The following is a 20,863-nucleotide window of genomic DNA, read 5'->3' on the forward strand; positions in this document are numbered from 1 at the left end:
TATGGGTTCAGCCGGTGAGGGCGTCACAGCTGCCGGAGGGCTTCGCGGGGCGCAGAGTGTGCGGTTCGCCGGAATGGCCGGAGGCCGGGTCGAAGAGGTGGCAGGCGAGCCGGGTTTCCTTATGGGCGACCTCACGTGGACGCCGTGTCCCGCAGATGGCTTCCGCCTGCGGGCAGCGCGAAGCGAAGGGGCAACTGTCGGCTCCGTCAGCGTGAATCTGCCCGCGCGCAGCTGTGGCTGCCGCGATCCGTGTCTCCCGCCGAGCCCGCTGCGTGGCGACATCGGCCACGGGGGCGGACGCCTGCAATGCCTGCGTGTATGGGTGTTGAGGTTCAACGCTGACCGATTGCGAGGTTCCGCTCTCCATCGTCCGCCCCTGATAGAGGACCGTGATCCGGTCGGCGATGTGCCGGACCACGGCCAGATCGTGGCTGATGAACAGGTAGGCAAGGCCCCGCTCGGCCTGCAGGTCGGCCAGCAGGTTGAGCATCTGCGCCTGCGTCGACAGGTCCAGTGCGCTGGTGGGTTCGTCGCAAACGATCAGGTCGGGCTCGGCTGCGAGGGCCCGGGCGATGGCGATGCGCTGCCGCTGACCGCCGGAGAACTCGTGCGGATATCGGTCGGCAGCAGCAGCGGGCAGTCCGACCCGATCCAGCAACTCGCCTGCCCGGCCGCGGCGTTCGGCGCGTGACAGCCGGTCGCGTGCCGCGAGTGCCTCCACCACGCTCTCGCCCACCATGCGGGCCGGATTCAGGGAGCCGTTCGGGTCCTGGAAGACCGTCTGGATCCGTCGCACGGCCTGCCCGCGGTCGACCGCGGGCAGGTGGCCGATGTCGGCCCCGTCGAAAACGATCCGACCGTCAGTGACCGGTACCAGGCCCAGCACGGCCCGGCCGAGCGTGGTCTTGCCGGACCCGGACTCGCCGACGAGTCCGACCGTCTCGCCGCGTGCGACGGTGAGCGAGACGGCGTCCACCGCGGGCGGCCGTCCGGGATAGGCGACGGTCACCCGCTCGATCGAGAGCAGATCGCTCATCGCTGTGCCTCCATGGTGAGTTCCCGAACGCGGACGCAGCGCGCGGCATGGTCGTCGGTGGTCGTCAGTAGCTCGATCGGAGCCGACCTGCACTGGTCCTGCGCGAAGCCGCACCGGCCCGCGAATCGGCACCCCGTGGGCCAGTCGCGCGGCTGTGGGACCACGCCGGCGATAGCCCGCAGTCGTTGCGTTCCGGCGGCCGCCTCGGGGGTGGCCGCCAACAGGCCGGCCGTGTAGGGATGTTGAGGTGTGGACAGCACCTCCGAGACCTCGCCCTGTTCGACGACCTGGCCGGCGTACATGACAGCCACTCGGTCACAGACATCGGCCACCACTCCGAAGTTGTGAGTCACCAACAGCAGGGCCATGCCCCTTTTGTCCTTGAGAGCGCGCAGCAGGTCGAGGATCTCGGCCTGGACCGTGACGTCGAGGGCGGTCGTGGGCTCGTCGGCGATGAGGAGCTGCGGCTCGCCGGCGAGCGCGATGGCAATGGCTACGCGCTGAGCCATGCCGCCGGATATCTGGTGCGGGTAGCTGGCGGCGGTTCTTTCGGGGGCGGCGATGCCCACCTCGTCGAGCAACTCCAGACAGCGACGATGCACGTCGGCTCGTGGAATACCCGCAGTACGTCGGAGCACTTCCCGTAGCTGACTGCCCACGGTGAAGGAGGGATCCAGCGCCGTCATGGGTTCCTGCGATACAAGGCCGACTCGACGCCCGCGTACGCGCGCCAGTTGACGGTCCCGCAGTCCGACGAGCTCCTCACCGGAGAACCGGACCGAGCCGCCGGTGACGGCGCCCGGGCTGGGTATCAGACCGGGGATCGCCAGGGCGGTCATGGACTTGCCGCACCCGGACTCGCCGACCAGGCCGACAGTCTGCCCGGCGGCAACCTCCAGGTTGACGTGGTCGAGTACGGGTTGGACCGTACGTTGCCCCGGCACGGGGAAGGACACGGTGAGGTCCTGGATCGCCAGCAGCGGCTCGGCCCTGGTCGCATGGGAAGCGGGCGGGGACGGTGCACGGGCGGGCGGTACGGGACGGACTCGGGCCGAGGTTCGCGTTCCGGGGATCAGCGAACGCGCCGAGGTTCCCAGGAAGTTCAGGGCCATCACGGTCAGAATCAGAGCCAAGCCGCCGGGCACCATGAGCCACGGTTCCTGAGTGATGTTCTGGCTCGCCTCGAAGATCATCTGACCCCAGCTGGGCTGCTCGGGATCACTGCCGAGTCCGAGGAAGGACAGCGAGGCCAGAACCACCACTCCGGCGGCCATCCCGATCACGGCTTGCACCAGGATCGGCGCAGCGACGACCGGCAGGATGTGGCGGAACAAGATCCGCCGCCGCGGCTGCCCGGCCAGTTGTGCGGCATCGACATACAGCTCGTTCCTCACGGCCCGGGCCAGATTTCGGGTAAGCCGCAGGACCCCGCCGGCCGAAACGAAGCCGAGCACGGCCATCAACAGTGCGGTGTTCTGTGGATAGATGGCGGATAGCGCGATCAGCACGACGAATGCCGGGAGCGCGAAACTCAGGTCTGCCAGCCAGGACAGCACGCGGTCCGTTGCCTTTCCGGAGAATCCGGCGACCAGTCCGGCCGGCACGCCGACCACCAGCGAGACACCAGTGGCCAGGGCTGCACCCCACAGGAGGTCACCGCCGCCGAACATCAGCCGGGACAGCACGTCGCGGCCCAGGCCGTCCGTGCCGAGCAGATGCTCGGCGGAAGGCAGCTGATGGACGTCGGCGAGATCCTGAGTCAGCGGATCGTGCGGGGCGAACCAGGAGGGGAAGGCACTGACCACGCAGAGCGCGACGATCCAGAGCAGGGAAAGCGCGGCGACCGGGGACCGGAACATGCCGAGCCATGTGCGGGGCTTCATGTGCGCTCCCTCGCGCGGGGGTTGAGGGCAGTCGCCCCCACGTCGGTCAGAAGATTGACCAGCACGACGAAGACGGCGAGCAGCAGCACAATGCCCTGCACCACGGGCACGTCATGCTGGTTCACGCTGTTGAGCATCACGCTGCCGAGACCCGGCAGGTTGAACATCTGCTCGATGATGACCGTTCCGGCAAGCAGCCCCAGCAGCTGGAAGCCGATCGTCGTCAGGACTGGTGGCATGCAGTTGCGCAGCGCGTGCCTGTAGAGCACCGAACGGTGAGGGAGGCCGGCGGCGCGGAGCGTGCGGATGTAGTCCTTGGCCAGAACGTCGACCATCGCGCTGCGCACCTGAAGAGCCAGGACGACGAGCGGGCCGATCGCCAGAGCCACCACCGGAAGGATCAACGACTGCAGCCACTGACCCGGCGATGTCAGCGACACGTAACCGGCCGGCGGCAGCAGACTGGCCTTCACCGCGAGCACCAGGATCAGGCCCAGACCGAGCCAGAAGTTCGGCAGCGCGATGATGAGCCCGGCGGCGCCCTGGACGAAGCGGTCGATCCAGCCGGGGCGAAGCGCCGCGTACGTACCGAGCGCGATGCCTCCCACCACGATCACCAACAGGGCAAGTGCCGCCAGGGACAGAGTGACGGGCAGCGCGCCGGTGAGCGTGTCCACGACCTGCGACCGGCTGACCCACGACGCGCCGAAGTCGCCCTGCACGGCGTTGCCGAGCCACGTTCCGTACTGGGTGAGGATCGGCCGGTCCACGCCGATCGACGCGTTGAAGTCGGCAATCTGTGCGTGGCTCGCGTCCTGACCGAGAATGAAACTACCGGGGTCGCCAGGCACCAACTGTTCGAGGAAGAAGGTAGCCGTCGCGACCACGAACAGCATGGGAACGGCCAGTCCGAGTCGGGTGAGGGCCAGCCGGGGCATGGGCCGCATCACTTCTCCTGCGTCGGCCGGAACGTGTAGAGCGGACACACCGAGCGCTGTCCGATCTCGCACGTGACCTTCTTGCCGGTGACGTAGATCGTCGGGTTGTGACTCAGGATCATGAACCAGGCCTTGTCGTTGACCGTGGTCACCAACTTCTCGGCGGCCGACTTTCGGGTGTCGGCCGGGGCTTCCTGCGCGGTCTTGAGCTGTGCCTGGATCTCGGGATCTGTCGAGCGATTGAAGTTGCCCGGGCCCTTGGGAGCGAGCAGCTCCGACATCGACTGCAGGGGCGGCACCATGGTGTAACTGAAGCCGGACGCAGCCCACTTGCCCGAGCGCAGCTGTTGCGCGTAGTCACTGGTGCGCGTCGCGATCTTCATCTTGACGCCGACCTTGCGGAGGTAGCCGGCGACGGCCTGGGCCATCGGATCGTCGGCGCCGCTCATGTACGTGAAGGAGAAGCCGTTCGGGTAACCGGCCTCGGCCAGCAGCTTCTTGGCCTTCTTGGGGTCGTACGTGTACTTGGCGTTCGCCGTGGCGTCGAAGCCATCGATTCCCTTGGGGACGATCAGAGAGGCCGGCTTGCCGATGCCGTGGAAGACGGCCTTCTGAATCGCGGCACGGTCTACGGCATGGTTGAGCGCTTGGCGCACCTTCACCTTGCCGAGCGCCGGCGAGATCTTGCCGGCCCGGTCATTGAGCCAGACCCCGCTGACCGTGGTGGGCGACGACGTGTGGATGTTCAGCCCTGCGGCGCGGTCGCTGCCGAGGAAGGACATCTGTCCGACTCCGGCCTGTACTTGACCTGCCTTCATCGCGTTGTCCAGGGCTTGAACGGAACTGTAGTTGCGCATCGTGAGCTTCTGGTACGGGTAGTCGTTCGCGTCCCAGTGGCCGGCCCGCCGGGAGAAGTTCCATTCCTGACCGGACGTTGCCTGGGTCAGCTTGTACGGACCGCTCCCGTCGGGCTTCGCCTTGAGCGAGCTCGGATGCTTGAGCGCCTTGGGGTTGACGATGTAGCCACCGCCGGTGGCGAAGTCCGTCGGCAGATCGGGCTGCGGCGTCGGGGACTTCAGCTCCAGCGTGGTCGGGTCGACCACCGTGCTCGTCAACGCGGCAATGTAGCCGGTGCGTTGGCCAGCAGGTACGGCCTTCTTGGCGTAATCGAAGTTCGCCTTCACTGCTGCGGCGTCGAGTGGTGTGCCGTCATCGAATTTCACCCCCTTGCGCAACTTCAGCACCATGGTCTTGGGGTCCGTGTACTTCCACGACGTCGCCAGGCTCGGGGTGACCTTGCCATTCGGTGTGACGTGTGTCAGAGAGTCGTAGACCATCTGGTTCATGATGATCGTCGGGTTGTCGCCCGACGGTGACAACCAGGGATCGAACGAGATCAGCGGCCCGAACGTCGTGGCGAACGCCAGGCTGCCCGCGTTGGACTTGTTCGCGGCGGCTCCTGACTCGTCCGTGCAGGCGGAGACGCCGATGAGTGTGGCCGCGGTGGCGGTCGCTGCCAAGAGCCGAATTCTGCGCATGGTTTCCGTTCTTTCCATCGTGGTGTCCGGGGGCGAGGCGGGGTTGTCCCGTCGTGGGACCCGGTGTGCGGTTGGGGTGGAACGATTCAACGAGGCAGGCGGAGGAGCACTGGTGGGGTGCTTTTCGAGGCTCCGCGGAGAGTGGTGCGCCGAGGTGGCGGTGTGCTCAAGGCCCGGGGAGCGGAAGGTCTAGCGGACCGTGGAGTGCGCTACTTATACGTAGAAGCGAAACGTGGGGGTAACGTAGCTGCCCGCTAGAAGTGGCACAAGAGGTCGGCTCGAAGAATCCCGGGGGAGACTCGATGGCGAGGGAACGACGCGTCACGGCCACGGACGTGGCCCGGGAGGCGGGAGTCTCACAGCCGACCGTCAGCTACGTGCTCAACAACGTCGGCAACCAGAAAATCTCCGCCGAGACCAAGGCGCGCGTCTACGCCGCGGTGGCGAAGCTGGGATACACGCCCTCAGCTGCCGCTCGCACCCTGCGTCTGGGGCGTAGCAACGTCGTGCTGTTGCTGCTGGCGGACGTACCGCTCGGCCACACGGCGATCGAGCTGATCGAGCACCTCACCGAGGACCTGGAACGTCACGGTCTGACCGTCATCACGCGGATCGAAGCCGGACAGTCGACCAACACGCTGTGGGCGGATGTCGCGCCCCGCGCCGTGGTGCTGTTCGCCCCGCTCGACGCCGAGCGGCGCGCTCAGATGGAGGCCGTCGGCACTCACGTTGTCAACGTCTGGCACCCGGGACTCGACAACGGAGAGGACGACCCTCTGGCTCGCTCGCAGTCCCGGGTGGGGCTGCTCCAAGTCGGCCACCTCGCGGGGCGTGGCCACCAAGCCATCGGGTACGGCGCGCCCACGGACCGTCGGCTGCATGACTTCTACGAGTTGCGTCTGGAAGGCGTCCGGCGCGCCTGCGTTGAACGCGGCCTCTTCCCACCGGCCGTACGCGAGGTTCCACTTGACGTCGTCTCGGCGGCCGAACATGCCCGGCGATGGGTCGCCGAAGGCGTCACGGCAGTCTGTGCCTTCAACGACGAGGTTGCCTTTGCGCTGCTGGCAGGGATGCGGGCCGCGGGACTGTCAGCGCCCGATGCCCTGGCTGTCATCGGTGTCGACGACATCCCGTTGGCGCCATTCGCCGCACCACCGCTGACCACCGTCAACCAGCACCTGGCGACGGTGGCCGCCGAGCTGGCCGAGTCGGTCCTGCACGGTCTGGAACACCCGAACCAATTTCCGCGCCGACAGAGCGAAGTCGCCCGAGTGGTCATCCGCGAGTCGGCCTGACGGATCAAAGCGCTTGAACAGAAGTGCAGTTGGTGGCTGCGCAAGTGTTCATTGTCAGCGCATTCTCATGCACTGCTGCCGGTGCCTAACGTTGCGGCGGCCACAGTCACCGCCACCTTTCGACGGTGCGTCGGGCGCGTTCCGCGCGCGGCCCCGGCACCGTCATGGCAGATTCCGAGGAGAGGCCATGAGATCCGTCATCGCGGCCGCATCAGCACTCGCCGTACTCACGGTGCCCGCCGCATTCTCCGCCCCGGCAGTCGGCGCCACCGCCCGGGCCCCCGAGGCGTGTGCGGCACTCGCGGGATCGGCAATCCCCGCCAAGTCGCTGGGGCTTCCCACTTCAGGAGGACGCGTCACGGGGGCGAAGACGGTGCCTGCCTCGGGGACCGGCTCCGCGTCGATCGGTGAGTACTGCCAGGTCGACGCGGAGCTGCTTCCCGTGGACCCCGAAGCCCCGAGCATCCAGATGCGGGTCGCGTTGCCGGCCGAGTGGAACCGCAGGGCCTTCATGTTCGGAGGGGGCGGATACGACGGGTCGATTCCGCCGCTCACCGACAACATTCCCTTCGGAGCGACGGACAAGGCCACTCCGCTCGGCCGCGGCTTCGCCGTCTTCGCCAGTGACTCCGGCCACCAGAACGTGCCGGGAGACACCAACTCCGGCTCCTTCGGTGTCAATGACGAGGCAGTTCGCAACTTCTCAGGAGACGCCCTCAAGAAGACCCGCGACGCAGCGATGTTCCTCATCGCCAAGCACTACGGCATGCGGGCGGAGCACTCCTACTTCGCGGGCGGATCCAGCGGCGGCCGGGAGGCACTGGCGGTGGCGCAGCGCTGGCCCCGCGACTTCGACGGGGTGATCTCCGTGTACCCCGCGGGCAACGCCGCCAGCCTCGACCTCTGGTTCGGCTACATGGCGCAGGTCCTTCAACGGCCCGGCGCTTTCCCTAATACGGCGAAACAACAGCTGGTCTACGACCACGTCATGCAGACCTGCGACGGTGACGACGGAGTGCGCGACGGCATCATCTCCGACGAGGCAGGCTGCGACTTCGATCCGCGCGTACTGCGGTGCCCCGACGGCGAGGACGCCGGTGACCAGTGCCTGTCGGACCCCCAGATCAAGGCGATCCAGGACCTGTCTTCACCTGTCGACTGGGGGTACAAACTCGGCAGCGGCGAGCGCGGATACCCCGGCCTGCCCTACCTGTCGGGCGCGAACGTGGCGACGCCGGTGTTCTCGATCGGTAACAAGCCACCATCGCAGCCCGTGGACATCCTCAACAGCTTCGGCATCCACTTCTGGGATCAGTGGGTCAAGTACTTCGTCACCCGCGATCCCGGCTACGACTCCCTGAAACTCGACCCCCGCAACCCCGGGAAATGGAAGGCGCGCATCAGCGAACTGGCCGGCATGCAGGACGTCAACGACTCCGACCTCTCCGCTTTTGCCAAGGCCGGAGGGAAGCTGCTGCTCCTGCACGGCACTGCGGACCCGATCGCCAGTCACCGGTCCACCGCCCAGTACTACCAGCGTGTTCGCTCGACGATGGGGGAGCGGGCGACCTCGAAGTTCCTGCGGATGTACACCATCCCCGGTGCGGGCCACGGCGGGTTCACGCCCTTCTCGCCCAGCTGGGACTCGGTGACAGCCGTGCAGCGGTGGAGCGAGGAAGGACGAGCACCGCACAACGCTGTCGTGTCCGACACCAGCACCGCGACCGCCGGCCGCACTCGGCCCCTGTGCTCGTACCCGGAGTGGCCCAAGTACGACGGATCGGGCGACCCCGACCAGGCCGGAAGCTTCACCTGTGTCCGTTCCTGAGCGTGGCCCGCGCGGTCGTCACGCGTCCGAAGAGCGCGGAAGGGAGACGCCTGCCTCCATCTTCCGCATGGTGTGCATGAGTTGGTCCACCATGGCGGCCACTGCCGGTCGACGGAGGGTGTCCTCACGGGTGACCAGCCAGTAGTCCATCTCCAACTCGACCTCGTCGGGCAAGAGCCTGACGAGGTCGCTGTAGCGGGCCACCATGAAGGTCGGCAAGAGTCCGATGCCGCCCCCGGCGCGCGTGGCCTCGATGTGGGCGAACACATTGGTGGAGGTCACCGCGTCGCGCATCTCCGGGAGATAGCGGCGGCCCACGTCGAGGTCGTCGACCTGAAGCATCGAGGAGATGAAGTAGATCAGGCGGTGCCGGGCCAGGTCATCCAGGCCGCTCGGTGAACCGTGGCGGCCGAGGTAGTCGCGGGTCGCGTACAGGCCGAGAATGTAGCCGCCGAGCCGAAGGGCCTTGGCGCGCACCACCCGCGGCTCGCCGACGACGATCTCGATGTCCACACCGGACCGGTTCTGGGCCGCGCGCCGAGTCGCGGAGACGATCTCGACACTGATCCCCGGGTGCGCCTGGTGCAGGCGGGCCGCCGCGGGTGCCGCGATGAACGTGGAGAACCCGTCCGTGGCGGACAGCCGGACTACGTCCTCGATCTCCGCCCCGACCTCGGACCCGGACTCCAGCTTCTGCAGCACGCCATCGACCTGTTCCGCGGCGGCGACCGCACGCTGCCCGAGCTCGGTGAGCTCCCATCCGGCGGCCGCACGCACCAGCAGCCGCCCACCGACCGCTCGTTCCAGCGCGGTGATCCGGCGCGAGACGGTCACCTGATTCACGCGCAGCGTCTCCGCCGCCCTGCTGAACCTGCCGCTGCGCGCGACCTCCAGAAGGACGAGGAGGTCGTCGGCGCTCGGTCGCGAGGTCTGCATATGCACATTATTGCAGGGCGACACTGCGAATCAGGCGCCTCACGACACATTGACCACACATTCCTGTCGATCGACACTCAGTCGCATAGCCCCGGCTGGCGGCTCCCGCCGCTCCCCACAGCCGCGCCGCTCGTCCGATCGCGGCCCGCTCTCCACCGCCGCGACACGCCCGGACGGCGCCCCTGGCACCCGACCACGGACAGGAATCCCCATGTCCTCTTCATCCGCACCGGCCGCCGCCCGCGGCCCCGCCCTGCGGCGCGTCGTATACGCGTCCATGGCCGGCACGGTCGTCGAGTGGTACGAGTTCTTCCTCTACGGAACCGCAGCGACACTGGTCTTCGGCAAGCTGTTCTTTCCGCCGGGCGAGAGTGAGCTGGACGGAATCCTCGCCGCGTTCATCACCTACGCCATCGGCTTCGCCGCCCGCCCCCTGGGGGACTCGTCTTCGGCCACTTCGGTGACCGCTACGGCCGCAAGACGCTCCTGCAGGTCAGTCTGATCCTCGTCGGCGTCGCGACGTTCGGGATGGGCTGCATCCCCAGCTACGACTCCATCGGCTACGGGGCGCCTGTGCTTCTCGTCGTCCTGCGCTTCGTGCAGGGTTTCGCGGTGGGCGGTGAGTGGGGCGGGGCCGTGCTGCTGGTCGCCGAACACAGCCCCGATGAACGGCGCGGCTTCTGGGCGAGCTGGCCGCAGGCGGCCGTCCCCGTCGGGAACATGCTGGCCACGGTCGTCCTGCTGGTCCTCACCTCAACGCTCTCCGACGAGGCATTCCTCTCTTGGGGCTGGCGCTTCGCCTTCTGGCTCTCCGCCGTGATCGTGCTGATCGGCTACTACGTCCGCACACACGTCACTGACGCCCCCGTGTTCCAGGCCGCACAGGCCGAAGCTGCGAAGCGGGCCGACGCTGGGCATGGTGTGTTCGAGGCCGTGCGGCGCTACCCGCGCGGCGTGCTCACCGCGATGGGACTCCGGTTCGCCGAGAACCTCATGTACTACCTGGTGGTCACCTTCTCGATCACCTATCTGTCCGTCGTCGTGGAGACCGGAACGCAGCGCATCCTGCGGCTGCTGCTGATCGCCCACGCGGTGCACTTCGTGGCGGTTCCCCTGGCCGGCGCCCTGACCGACCGGATCGGCCGCCGCCCGGTGTACGGGGCGGGCGCCGTCCTGGCCGCGGGGTGGGGCTTCGTCGCCTTCCCCATGATGGACACCGGACACGACGCGGTGATTCTCGCGGCCATCATTCTCGGCCTGCTCGTGCACGCGCTGATGTACGCGGGGCAGCCGGCGCTGATGGCGGAGATGTTCCCCACTCGGATGCGCTACTCCGGGATCTCGCTCGGCTATCAGGTCACCTCGATCGTCGCCGGCTCGCTCGCGCCGATCATTGCGGTCGCCCTGCTGGAACGGTTCGACAGCTCCACTCCGATCGCCCTCTACCTGGCTGCCGGGTCCGTTCTCACGCTCGTCGCCGTCATCGCCGCTCGTGAGACGCGTGGCATCTCGCTCGCGTCCCTCGACCGTGACATCACACCCGAAGCACACAAGGAAGTCCGCGCATGAACTCCCGCACCTTTCAGCACACTTGGGACTCGGCCGTTCAGCACCACACCGACCGTCCCTTCCTCATCTTCCGCGCCGAGTCCGGAGACGTGACCACGTGGACGTACGGGGAGTTCGACGCGGTGGTGGCCCGAACTGCGGGTGCATTGCGGTCCATTGGAGTCGAGCCCGCGTCCCCGGTGCACGTGGCGCTCCGCAACTGCCCGGCGTTCGTGGCATTGTGGCTCGCGGCGGCGCGGCTCGGCGCCTGGCTGGTGCCCGTCGACCCGGCGTCCGCGCCCCGCGACATCGCCGGTCAGGTCCGACGGGTGCGCCCTGCCGTCGGGGTGTGCGCCACGGCCCGCGCGGATGCCTACCGTGAGGGGGCGGGCGACCAGGTTCCCACCGTCCTGGCGCTGGCGGAGGACGCCTCCGACGTGGCCGCCGGCGACGGCCCGCTGAGCTGCCCGAACCCGGTGACGAGCCCCGCACCCGTGCGGCCCGAGGACCGGATGGCGGTGATGTTCACCTCCGGCACGACCTCCGAGCCCAAGGGCGTGGACCTCACCCAGGCCAACTACGCGCACGTCGCGACCGTCATGGCCGAGGCGGCACAGCTGCGGCCACACCACCGATGGCACGTCACCCTGCCCCTGTTCCATGCCAACGCCCAGTACTACTGCTTCGCACCAGCGATCGCCGTCGGCGCGAGCGTCGCCCTGAGCGCCACCTTCAGCGCCTCCCGCTGGCTCCGGCACGCCCGCGAACTGGAGGTCACCCACGCGAGTCTGTTCGCCGCACCGATCCGGATGATCCTGGCACGGACCGCACCAGACGAGACACCGCTCCACCTGGAGCACCTTTGGTACGCACAGAGCCTCGGAGTCGAGCACTACGAGCAGTTCGCCCGCCTCGTCGGCACCCGGCCCCGCCAGCTCTACGGCATGACCGAGACCGTCGCGATCGTCAGCGCCGATGCCGGTGCGCGAGCAGTCCATGACGTGATCGGTACGCCGGTCGCGGGCCGGCACATTCACGTCGTGGACCCGGTCACCGGAGAGGAGGCGGCTCCGGGTGCTCCAGGAGAACTCCACGTACTCGGAACGCCCGGGCGTGACCTGTTCTCCGGCTACCTCGACGACGAGAAGACCACGACCAGGGCCTTCAGTCCTGCGCCGGAAGGCACCTGGTTCGCGACCGGTGACCTGGTCTCCCGCGACGCCGACGGGGTGTTGCGCTTCACCGGCCGTGTCGACGACGTCATCAAGGTGTCGGGGGAGAACGTCAGCCTCAGTGAGGTCGAGGCCGCGGTGGCACAGGCGCCCGGCGTCCTTGAAGCGGCAGTCGTCGGCGCCATGGACCCCGTACGCGACAAGGTCCCCGTCGCCTACATCGTCGCCCGCGACCCGGCCGAACCGCCGCGCGAGGAAGAGCTGGTGCGGTGGGCCACGCGCAACCTCGCGCCCGCCGCCCGGCCACGCGCCTGGCACCTCATTGAGGAACTTCCCCGCACCAGTGTCGGCAAGGTCCGCCGCTTCCGCGTCGGCCGTTGACACACACCCACCACCTCACAGGAGCACCACCGTGAACGCCATCTCCGCACCACAGGAACAGCCCGGTCGCGTCGCACTGATCACCGGAGCCGCACAGGGCATCGGCGAGGCCATCGCCACCCGCTTTGTCGCCGATGGAGACATCGTCGTCCTTCTGGACATCGCCTCCGCCGTCAAGGACACCGCCAGCCGCATCGGGGCGGCGGACGCCCTTCGCGTTGACGCACGAGACATCCCCGCACTGCAGTCGGCCGTGCACGAGGTCGCTAAACGGTTCGGCCGGCTTGACGTGCTCGTCAACTGTGCTGGTACGTGTGGACGCGAGTCCTTCGAGGACCTCAGTCTCGACACCTGGCACCGCGACATCGACACCAACCTCACCGCGACGGCGTTCGCCTGCCAGGCGGCGGTCTTCCCTCACATGAAGGAGCAGGGAAGCGGTCGCCTGATCAACATCGTCTCGGTCTCCGGCAAACTCGGCGGCATCGGCCCGGTCGACCCGTCGGGCACGGGCGGGCGCTCCGGGGCGGCCTATGCCTCCGCCAAAGCCGGAGCCATCAACCTGACCCGCTGGATCGCCCGCCAGACCGGCGCCTGGGGCATCACCGCCAACACGGTGGCACCAGGCCCCATCGCGTCCCCCATGGCGGCAGGAGCCGAGTACGGCGTGTCCGAGGCGCCCATACCGCGAATGGGAGAGCCCTCCGAAGTGGCGGCGGCCGCCGCCTACTTGGCGAGCCCTGAAGCAGCCTTCACCACGGGCGCCTGCCTCCACGTCGACGGCGGGCACGTGCTGGCGTAACCACACCCCTCCGTACGACGTCGGGAAGCGCGGGACCTGCGAGAACTTCCACTCGTTGAAAATCTAGTAGCGGTGAGAATTTGCTGCTACGGTCCCACCATCAATATCTAGCAGCGACTAGATTTTCCACTCGCTGGTCACAGGAGATCTGCGAATGACCATGAACGAGCCGCAGTCCGAGGTGGCCCCGCGGGACGCCTCCCCCTCAACTTCCGTCGATGCGCAGGGGGTTGAACCACCACTGATCGCCGACGACGAGACGACCGTCGAAGCGACGGAGAAGGCGTCAAAGAAGACCGTCTTCGCCATTCTGATCACGACCTTCGGCAATGCCACCGCAACGCTGATGCCGACCATGGTGGGCCTGCCGATCATCGTGGCGAGGATCGCCCCCGAGGACAAAGCGTCCGGCCTCGGCCTCGCGCTCGGTATCCAGGCGTTCGGCGCGATGCTCCTCGCCCCGGTGTTCGGAGCGCTGAGCGATCGCACCACGTCACGCATGGGGATGCGCAAGCCCGCCATGATCGTGGGGCCCGTGATCATCATCCTGGGACTCGTGACACTGGGTCTCGCCAACAACCTCGCGACCGTCTACGCAGCCGTTCTCATCACCGCGGTCGGGGCCGCCGCCTACACCGCCGCCCATTCGGCACTGATCCCCGACATGATCCCGGAGCGTTCGCGGGGAAAGGTGCTCGGCTTCGGGTCGCTCCTTGGCGTGATGGGTGGGCTGATCGGCAGCATCGTCGGCCCCAAGTTCATCGACCACCAGATGATTCTGGCCGCTGGCGCCACTCCCCTGTTCGTCCTGACCCTGGTGGTGGGCCTCCCGCTCCTGCGAGACCGGGTGCTCGATCCGAAGGACGCGCCGCGGACCTCGCTTGTGCGCACCGTGCTCGACAGCTACCGCTTCAACCCCAAGAGCGCCCCGGACTTCGCCTGGGTGTGGGTCGGCCGGTTCTTCGTCACCCTCGGTATCGCCTTCACCGGCTCGTTCACCATCTACTTCCTCACCGACGAACTGGGCGTGACCAAGTCCGAACTGCCGTCTCTCATCTCGCTCAACGGCGTGCTGGGAATGGCCATGACCTGCGTCGGCACGATCGTCGGCTCCATCGTCACGGACCGGGTCCGCAGCAGGAAGGGCCTCGTCCTCACCTCAGCCCTGCTCATGGCCGCCGGCGGCATCATCGTTGCCTTCTCCGCGACAGTTCCGGTCTTCATCGTCGGAAGCGCGCTGCTCTTCTTCGCCGCGGGTGTGTTCATCCCCACCGATGGTGTGCTGGTCATGGCCGTCCTCCCGGGCGGTGACCGCCATGTCGCCAAGTACATGTCTCTCGTCACCATCGCCGACCAGTTTCCGCGCGCGGTCGGCCCGATGATCGCGCCGGCCGTCATCTCCCTCGGTGGACTCACACCGCTCGGCGGCTACCCGTTCCTCTACCTCGCGGGTGGAGTCGTGGCGATCGTCGGCGGAGTGCTCGTGCGACGCATCCGCAGCGTGCGCTGACAGCACCAGGAACTACGGCACGCAGGAAGGAAGAGAGATGGAGTCTCTCATCGCCCCCGCACACCTCTCCGCAGGTGAACAGTCTCCCGGCCGCGTACTCGCGACGGCCACTCCCACGCTCAGCTGGCTGCCACCCACCGGCTGGAAGGAGCAGACGTCGTACGAAATCGAAGCCAGGGTGGAAGACGCCTCGCCCCAGCGTCATCGCGGCAACGGTTCGGCCCCACGTGCGGCTTGGCCGTGGAAGCCACTCCCGAGCCGCACCCGCGTCGTACTTCGCGTACGTGTGTCGGCGGGTGACGCCTGGTCGCCCTGGTCGGCGCCATTGCAGGTGAGTGCGCCGCTGTGGCGCGAAGAGGACTGGGAGGCTCGGTGGGTCTCTCCCCAGGAACCCGCTTCGGACGAAGCCGACCACGGCGCCTGGGACATCCGGACGGAGTTCGAACTCGCCGAAGTCCCTGGGCAGGCACGGCTGTACGCCACCGCCCTCGGGGTCTACAAGGTCAGCATCAACGGCGTCGGCGTGGGTGACATCGAGCTGGCCCCCGGGTCGACCAGCTACGGCGACACCCTGGACGCCCAGACTTACGAAGTGTCCGACGCATTGCGGCCTGGCACCAACACTCTGGCGTTCACGGTGTCCAATGGCTGGTATCGCGGCCGCAACGGCGGCCCCCAGAAGCGCGGCGTCTGGGGCGACACCCTTGGTGTACGTGCGCAGCTGGAAGCAGATACCGCGCCAGGCAACGCACGTATCCTGGCGGCCACCGGATCCGACTGGACCGCGCGCCCGTCCTCCGTGACCCGCGCCGACCTCATGCGAGGCCAGGCAACCGACTTCCGTATCCAGCCGGAACACGACCCTGGCACTCCAGTGCTGGTCGATGCCGTCACCGCCCCGACTCCGACCTGGTCGCCGGCACCGCCGGTCCGTCGCGTGGCCGAATGGCAGCCCCAATCCGTCGTGCAACTGCGTCCCGGTGTATCGATCGTGGACGCCGGACAGAACATCTCCGGGTGGATCCGGCTCGCGCACTTGGGGCGGCCGGGAGACCGGACCAGGCTCACCTTCGGCGAACACCTCGACACCACCGGCGACTTGACGACGGAACACCTGGACATGACAGCGGCCGACGGACGCAAGGTCATCTTCAGCCAGGTGGACGAGGTCACGGCCGCAACTGGCACTGATGTCTTCGAACCGCAGCACACCGTCCACGGGTTCAGGTACGTGCGCGTCGAACACCTGGGCCGAACTCTCACCCCACACGACATCACCGTCGTCGCCGTCCACTCCGACCTGGAGCAGCACGGCTGGTTTGCATGCAGCAGCCCCGACCTGGAGCGCCTCCACCGCGCGGCCGAATGGAGCTTCCGCGGCAACATCGTTGACGTTCCCACCGACTGCCCGACCCGTGAACGCTCCGGCTGGACCGGCGACTACGGTGTATTCGCGCCCGTCGCCGCGATGCTCTACGACATTGACGGCTTCAGCCGCAAGTGGCTGCAGTCCGTCAGGGATGACCAGTCCGACGACGGCCTGCCCGCCATGTTCTCGCCCGACTCCGAGCGCATGAAACTCGACCCGAACCACCCCGGCCGCTTCGCGGGCGGATCCGCGGCCTGGGGCGATGCGCTCATCGACGTGCCGTGGACTCTGTACACCGCATACGGTGACCCGCAGGTACTGTCCGAGAGCTGGCACAGCATGAACGCGTGGGCGGACTACGCCCTGGGCTGCGCTGCCTCGACTCGTCACCCGTCCAGGGCGGCTCGTGCCACGGAACCGGCATCCCACGAGAAGTACCTCTGGGATGGCCCGTTCCACTTCGGGGAATGGTGCGAGCCGCGCACTCCGGGGGAGCCCTTGGCGACCCTGGCCGATCTGATGGCCCGCGACCAGGGCGAGGTCGCCACCGCCTACCTGTACCGCTCGCTGACCCGGCTCAGCGCCGCCGCGTCCGTGCTCGGACACGCCAGCGAGTCCGAACGCCGCGCCGCCCTCGCCGACCGGGTGCGTGATGCCTGGCGGACGGAGTTCCTCAAGCCCAACGGACACACCACGGCCGACTCCCAGGCAGGATACGTACGTGCCTTGGCGTTCGGTCTCATCCCCGAGGTCCTGCGGCACGCGACCGCCGACCGGCTCGTCGAGCTGATCCACCAGAACGACGACCGCCTCGCCACCGGCTTCCTCACCAGCGGACTCCTTCTGCCGGTCCTCACCGATACCGGGCATGCCGACGTGGCGTACACCCTGCTCACGCGGCGAGGCATCCCCTCGTGGCTGGAGATGCTCGACCGGGGCGCCACCACGTTGTGGGAAGAGTGGGAGGGAGTGGACGAGAAGGGCGACGCCAGTGCCTCGCTCAACCACTACAGCAAGGGCGCCGTCATCCAGTTCCTGCACGGATACGTCGCCGGTCTGCGACAACACCCGTCGTCCGTCGGTTGGGAGCGTTTCACCGTCCACCCGGTGCTCGGCGGCGGACTGACCTCGGCGCGCTTCCTTCATCTCTCCCCGCGCGGCCCGATCGAGGTCCGCTGGACCCGCGACGGCACCCACTTCGACCTAGATGTCGAGGTACCTCCCACGGCCATGGGCGAGATCACCCTGCCCGACGGCACCTCGCACCTCAAGGGGCCTGGGACACACCACTTCACCTGTACGACAGCAGCGGACACGGGCCGGAGCCCTGCCGCCACCATGCGATAGCCGAAACGAGCGGAAGAGAACCGTGCAGAACTTCTTGTGGGGTGCGGCGACGTCCGCCCACCAGACAGAGGGCAACAACGTCAACAGTGATTGGTGGTGGCTCGAGTCCCAGGGGCACGGCTCCTTCGAACGCAGCGGCGACGCGGTGGACAGCTACCACCGCTACCCCGAGGACATGCGCCTGTTGGCCGAGGCCGGCCTCAACGCCTACCGCTTCGGCGTGGAGTGGGCTCGTATCGAGCCCACTCCCGGGGAGTTCTCCCGGGCGGAGCTGGACCACTACCGGCGCATGATCGACACGGCGATCGGCCTGGGCCTCACTCCCGTCGTCACCCTCCACCACTTCACCCACCCCCGTTGGTTCGCCGATGCCGGTGGCTGGCAGAGCCCGCAGGCCGTCGAGTGGTTCACGCGATACGTGGAACAGGTGTCGACGATCCTCGGGGACGTGCCGTGGGTGTGCACGATCAATGAACCCAACATCCTGACGCTGGCCACACGCCTGATGAATTCGCTCGCTTCCGGGAGATCGGCTTCGCTGACCGTCGCCGGTGAATCCGGCGCCAAACTGCGCACGCCGGACCCGGTCATGGGAGCCAAACTGGCCGAAGCGCACGCCGCCGCCCGGAAGGTCCTGCGCGCCCGCACGGACGCGAAGACGGGATGGAGCGTCGCATGCCAGGCCCTCACTCCCACGGCTGGCAACGAGGAGGTCTTCGCCGAACTCAAGCACGCCTGGGAGGACTTCTACCTGGAGCAGTCGCGCGAGGACGACTTCGTCGGCGTCCAGGCGTACACAAGCCAGACCGTCAACGCCAACGGAGTGGTCCCACACCCGAAGGCCCCGGACAACACCCTCACCGGCTGGGCCTACCGGCCTGACGCTCTGGGTATCGCCATCCGCAACGCGGCGGAAGTGACCGGCGGGACGACCGTCCTCGTCACGGAGAACGGCATCGCCACGGACGACGACGAGCGCCGCATCCGCTACACGGACGAGGCCCTGCAGGCCCTGTTCGCCGCCGTGGACGACGGCATCGACGTACGGGGATACCTGCACTGGTCGGCGCTGGACAACTTCGAATGGGGGCACTGGCGGCCGACCTTCGGCCTGATCGCCGTCGACCGGAAGACGTTTGTCCGCACGCCGAAGCCCAGCCTGAGCTGGCTCGGCGAGCGCGCACGCCGGGGAGCCGGGTGGGTACGACTGCCGGCCTGAGGCACGTACGCACCACAAACGCGGTCGCCTGCCGGGCGGCCGCGGCCGGTGCGTGCGTCTCGCGACGAGCCCGGACACCTTCTCGCGGGCGTCTCCAATTTCTGCGAGCAGTAAGCTTTGTGCGCGGCAGTGGAAGATCACCTGGGTGGAGGCCGGATCAGCAGTGGCGACTTCGAGGGGACCGTACGCGAAGAGCGCCCGCGTGAGGGCGGCCGCGATCGAGGCCGCTACCGAGATCTTCGGAAGCGTCGGCTACCGGGCAGCGACCTTCAAGGACGTGGCGGCCAAGCTCGACATGACGAGCGCGGGCCTCTCCTACTACTTCCCGGACAAGGACTCGCTCCTGGCGGCGGTTCTCCAGGAGCGGGACAGCCGCGCCTCCGACGCTGAAACCGCGATCCCCGCCTCGCCCTCACGTGACGACCTCATCGAGTACGTGATGGGAGTCCTGGCTGAGAACATTGCGCACGCGGGCCTGGCCGAACTGCACTGCGTGGTCTCGGCGGAGGCGACTTCCTGCGATCACCCGGCGCACGAGTACTTCCGAAACAGGTACCGCGCGGGCCGCCGACTCCTGAGCGACGCCTTCGAAGCAGCGGCCGCACACGGGGAGATCCGTTCCTCACTCCCGCCCAGGATGCTGGCGACATTGTTGCTGAGCGTGCTGGACGGCGTGCAACTCCAGTGGCTGCTCGACGCGGACGAAGTCGACATGCAGGACACGGTGCGGAGTTTCCTTTCCGACCTGCTCGCGCCTCCAAAGCCGGAGTGAGGTACGGGCCTTTCGGTGCCGTGCATCGGTAGAGGGACTCCGCTCCCGGCCGTTCGTAGTGAATCCGGCCCCCTCACCGTTGAGCTCGGCGTGCCCACAAGAGCGTGAAGCCCCGCAGCCCGCCACGCTGAGGGCCCAGCACGACGTTCCACACATAACCGCAGAGGAGTACATCGTGGACACGACCGCGTCCGGACAACAGGCCGCATCCCATCCACCTTTGCGCCGTATCGGCCAGAGCGAAGTCCACCCCGTCGGCCTCGGCCTGGTGGCCTTCACCTTCGAGCACGCCGATGACCCCGCCCGAGCCCTGCAGACCATCACTACGGGCCTCGAGGCCGGTATCCAACTCGTGGACACTGCCCTCGCCTACACCACTGCGACCGATGACAATCACAACGAACGCCTCGTCGCCCGCGCACTCCAGGGCGTTTCCCCTGCTGACCGTCCCTTGATCTCCACCAAGGGTGGTCACTACCGCAGCGAAGACACCGTTCGTATCGACGGCCGCCCCGAGACCCTGCGGCGCCACTGTGAGGCGAGCCTCCGCGCCCTACAGGTCGAGCGGATCGACCTCTACCACCTGCACTGGCCGGACCCGGATGTTCCGATCACTGAAAGCGTCGGTGCCCTGGCCGACCTCCAACGGGAAGGAAAGATCGACCTCATCGGCCTGTCCAACGTCGATGTTCACCAACTGGCCCAGGCCCAGGACTCTGCAGGCATCGCGGCCGTGCAAAACCCCTATTCCTTCTTCTCACCCGGCGACCAGGAGGTCCTCGCGCACTGCGAACGCCACGGGATTGCCTTCCTCGCCCACTCTCCCTTGCGGGGCATGACCGCTGCCCGCGCTAGTCTCGCGCGCACGCTCGACGCGGTGGCGGCGCACTACGACGCCACTAAGGCACAGATCGCCCTGGCCTGGCTACTCGCTCAGGCCCCGTCCCTCGTAGCGATATCCGGTGCCACCAGAGCGGCGACTGTCCGCGACTCAGCGGCAGCCGCTCGATTGACCATCGAACCGGAACACCTGAACCTTCTGAACCGGCTCGCCAGCGAGTGAAGCCAGGGGCTCATCGTGTGTGGACGACGCCCACCAGCCGTGTGAACCGCGTTGCTGACGCGACTGCTCCGCCACGGTGCAGTACGACTTGATGCATTGAGCGAGGAGTACCCGGCCCTCAACCAGGCCCCGACGGCTCGAAGCCCTCGGGCAGCAAGCTGGGGCGGCCCGCCGCTTTGGCGGCGACACCCCCACGGTCCTCGCTGTCCAGCCACATACGGCACCG

The 20,863-nt window shown here is 67.8% G+C and carries 16 protein-coding genes; 11 read left to right on the plus strand and 5 right to left on the minus strand.

The window, feature by feature from the left end:
* Positions 1-7 precede the first annotated feature (7 nt).
* From ACP4E5_RS42235 to ACP4E5_RS42250, 4 genes are read right to left on the minus strand one after another with little or no spacing between them, the layout of a single operon-like run.
* Positions 8-1,036, minus strand: coding sequence for an oligopeptide/dipeptide ABC transporter ATP-binding protein (locus tag ACP4E5_RS42235; protein WP_425839291.1), 1,029 nt, complete (start codon positions 1,034-1,036; stop codon positions 8-10).
* The gene (locus tag ACP4E5_RS42240) at positions 1,033-2,919 is read right to left on the minus strand and encodes a dipeptide/oligopeptide/nickel ABC transporter permease/ATP-binding protein (RefSeq protein WP_425839293.1); all 1,887 of its coding nucleotides are present in this window, start codon (positions 2,917-2,919) and stop codon (positions 1,033-1,035) included. Before ACP4E5_RS42240 ends, ACP4E5_RS42235 begins: the two co-directional genes overlap by 4 nt.
* Positions 2,916-3,866: an ABC transporter permease gene (locus ACP4E5_RS42245; RefSeq protein WP_425839295.1), complete on the minus strand. Its 951-nt coding sequence runs from the start codon at positions 3,864-3,866 to the stop codon at positions 2,916-2,918. Before ACP4E5_RS42245 ends, ACP4E5_RS42240 begins: the two co-directional genes overlap by 4 nt.
* The gene (locus ACP4E5_RS42250; protein ID WP_425839298.1) at positions 3,866-5,377 is read right to left on the minus strand and encodes an ABC transporter substrate-binding protein; all 1,512 of its coding nucleotides are present in this window, start codon (positions 5,375-5,377) and stop codon (positions 3,866-3,868) included. The genes ACP4E5_RS42245 and ACP4E5_RS42250 overlap by 1 nt, the downstream gene beginning before the upstream one ends.
* 320 nt (positions 5,378-5,697) lie before the next feature.
* On the opposite strand from ACP4E5_RS42250, the gene ACP4E5_RS42255 reads away from it, so the two are divergent.
* Both ACP4E5_RS42255 and ACP4E5_RS42260 read left to right on the plus strand, forming a co-directional pair.
* Complete coding sequence (locus ACP4E5_RS42255; RefSeq protein ID WP_425842079.1) at positions 5,698-6,690, plus strand: LacI family DNA-binding transcriptional regulator; 993 nt, start codon at positions 5,698-5,700, stop codon at positions 6,688-6,690.
* Positions 6,691-6,877: 187 nt separating this feature from the next.
* Entirely contained in the window at positions 6,878-8,518 is a 1,641-nt protein-coding gene (locus ACP4E5_RS42260) for a tannase/feruloyl esterase family alpha/beta hydrolase (protein WP_425839301.1), read from the plus strand.
* Positions 8,519-8,536: 18 nt separating this feature from the next.
* Here ACP4E5_RS42260 and ACP4E5_RS42265 read toward each other — a convergent pair whose 3' ends face one another.
* On the minus strand, positions 8,537-9,454 hold the full coding sequence (locus ACP4E5_RS42265) for a LysR family transcriptional regulator (RefSeq protein WP_425839304.1): 918 nt from the start codon (positions 9,452-9,454) through the stop codon (positions 8,537-8,539).
* Between the two features lie 211 nt (positions 9,455-9,665).
* On the opposite strand from ACP4E5_RS42265, the gene ACP4E5_RS42270 reads away from it, so the two are divergent.
* From ACP4E5_RS42270 to ACP4E5_RS42310, 9 genes are all read left to right on the plus strand, one after another.
* A complete protein-coding gene (locus ACP4E5_RS42270) occupies positions 9,666-9,956 on the plus strand; it encodes a hypothetical protein (RefSeq protein WP_425839307.1) in 291 nt (96 codons plus the stop codon).
* Complete coding sequence (locus ACP4E5_RS42275; RefSeq protein WP_425842082.1) at positions 9,941-11,023, plus strand: MFS transporter; 1,083 nt, start codon at positions 9,941-9,943, stop codon at positions 11,021-11,023. Before ACP4E5_RS42270 ends, ACP4E5_RS42275 begins: the two co-directional genes overlap by 16 nt.
* Complete coding sequence (locus ACP4E5_RS42280) at positions 11,020-12,555, plus strand: class I adenylate-forming enzyme family protein (RefSeq protein ID WP_425839309.1); 1,536 nt, start codon at positions 11,020-11,022, stop codon at positions 12,553-12,555. Before ACP4E5_RS42275 ends, ACP4E5_RS42280 begins: the two co-directional genes overlap by 4 nt.
* A gap of 31 nt (positions 12,556-12,586) precedes the next feature.
* Positions 12,587-13,357: an SDR family NAD(P)-dependent oxidoreductase gene (locus ACP4E5_RS42285; RefSeq protein ID WP_425839312.1), complete on the plus strand. Its 771-nt coding sequence runs from the start codon at positions 12,587-12,589 to the stop codon at positions 13,355-13,357.
* Positions 13,358-13,511: 154 nt separating this feature from the next.
* Complete coding sequence (locus ACP4E5_RS42290) at positions 13,512-14,867, plus strand: MFS transporter (protein ID WP_425839314.1); 1,356 nt, start codon at positions 13,512-13,514, stop codon at positions 14,865-14,867.
* A 37-nt stretch (positions 14,868-14,904) separates the two neighbouring features.
* Positions 14,905-17,583, plus strand: coding sequence for a family 78 glycoside hydrolase catalytic domain (locus tag ACP4E5_RS42295; RefSeq protein WP_425839316.1), 2,679 nt, complete (start codon positions 14,905-14,907; stop codon positions 17,581-17,583).
* A 22-nt stretch (positions 17,584-17,605) separates the two neighbouring features.
* Positions 17,606-18,802, plus strand: coding sequence for a glycoside hydrolase family 1 protein (locus ACP4E5_RS42300; protein ID WP_425839319.1), 1,197 nt, complete (start codon positions 17,606-17,608; stop codon positions 18,800-18,802).
* 202 nt (positions 18,803-19,004) lie between these two features.
* Positions 19,005-19,574, plus strand: a complete 570-nt coding sequence (locus ACP4E5_RS42305; RefSeq protein WP_425839322.1) for a TetR/AcrR family transcriptional regulator — start codon at positions 19,005-19,007, stop codon at positions 19,572-19,574.
* Positions 19,575-19,749: 175 nt separating this feature from the next.
* The gene (locus ACP4E5_RS42310) at positions 19,750-20,637 is read left to right on the plus strand and encodes an aldo/keto reductase (protein ID WP_425839324.1); all 888 of its coding nucleotides are present in this window, start codon (positions 19,750-19,752) and stop codon (positions 20,635-20,637) included.
* The last annotated feature ends 226 nt before the right edge of the window (positions 20,638-20,863 follow it).

This window comes from Streptomyces fractus (genome assembly GCF_049844455.1).
Classification (GTDB): Bacteria; Actinomycetota; Actinomycetes; order Streptomycetales; family Streptomycetaceae; genus Streptomyces; species Streptomyces fractus.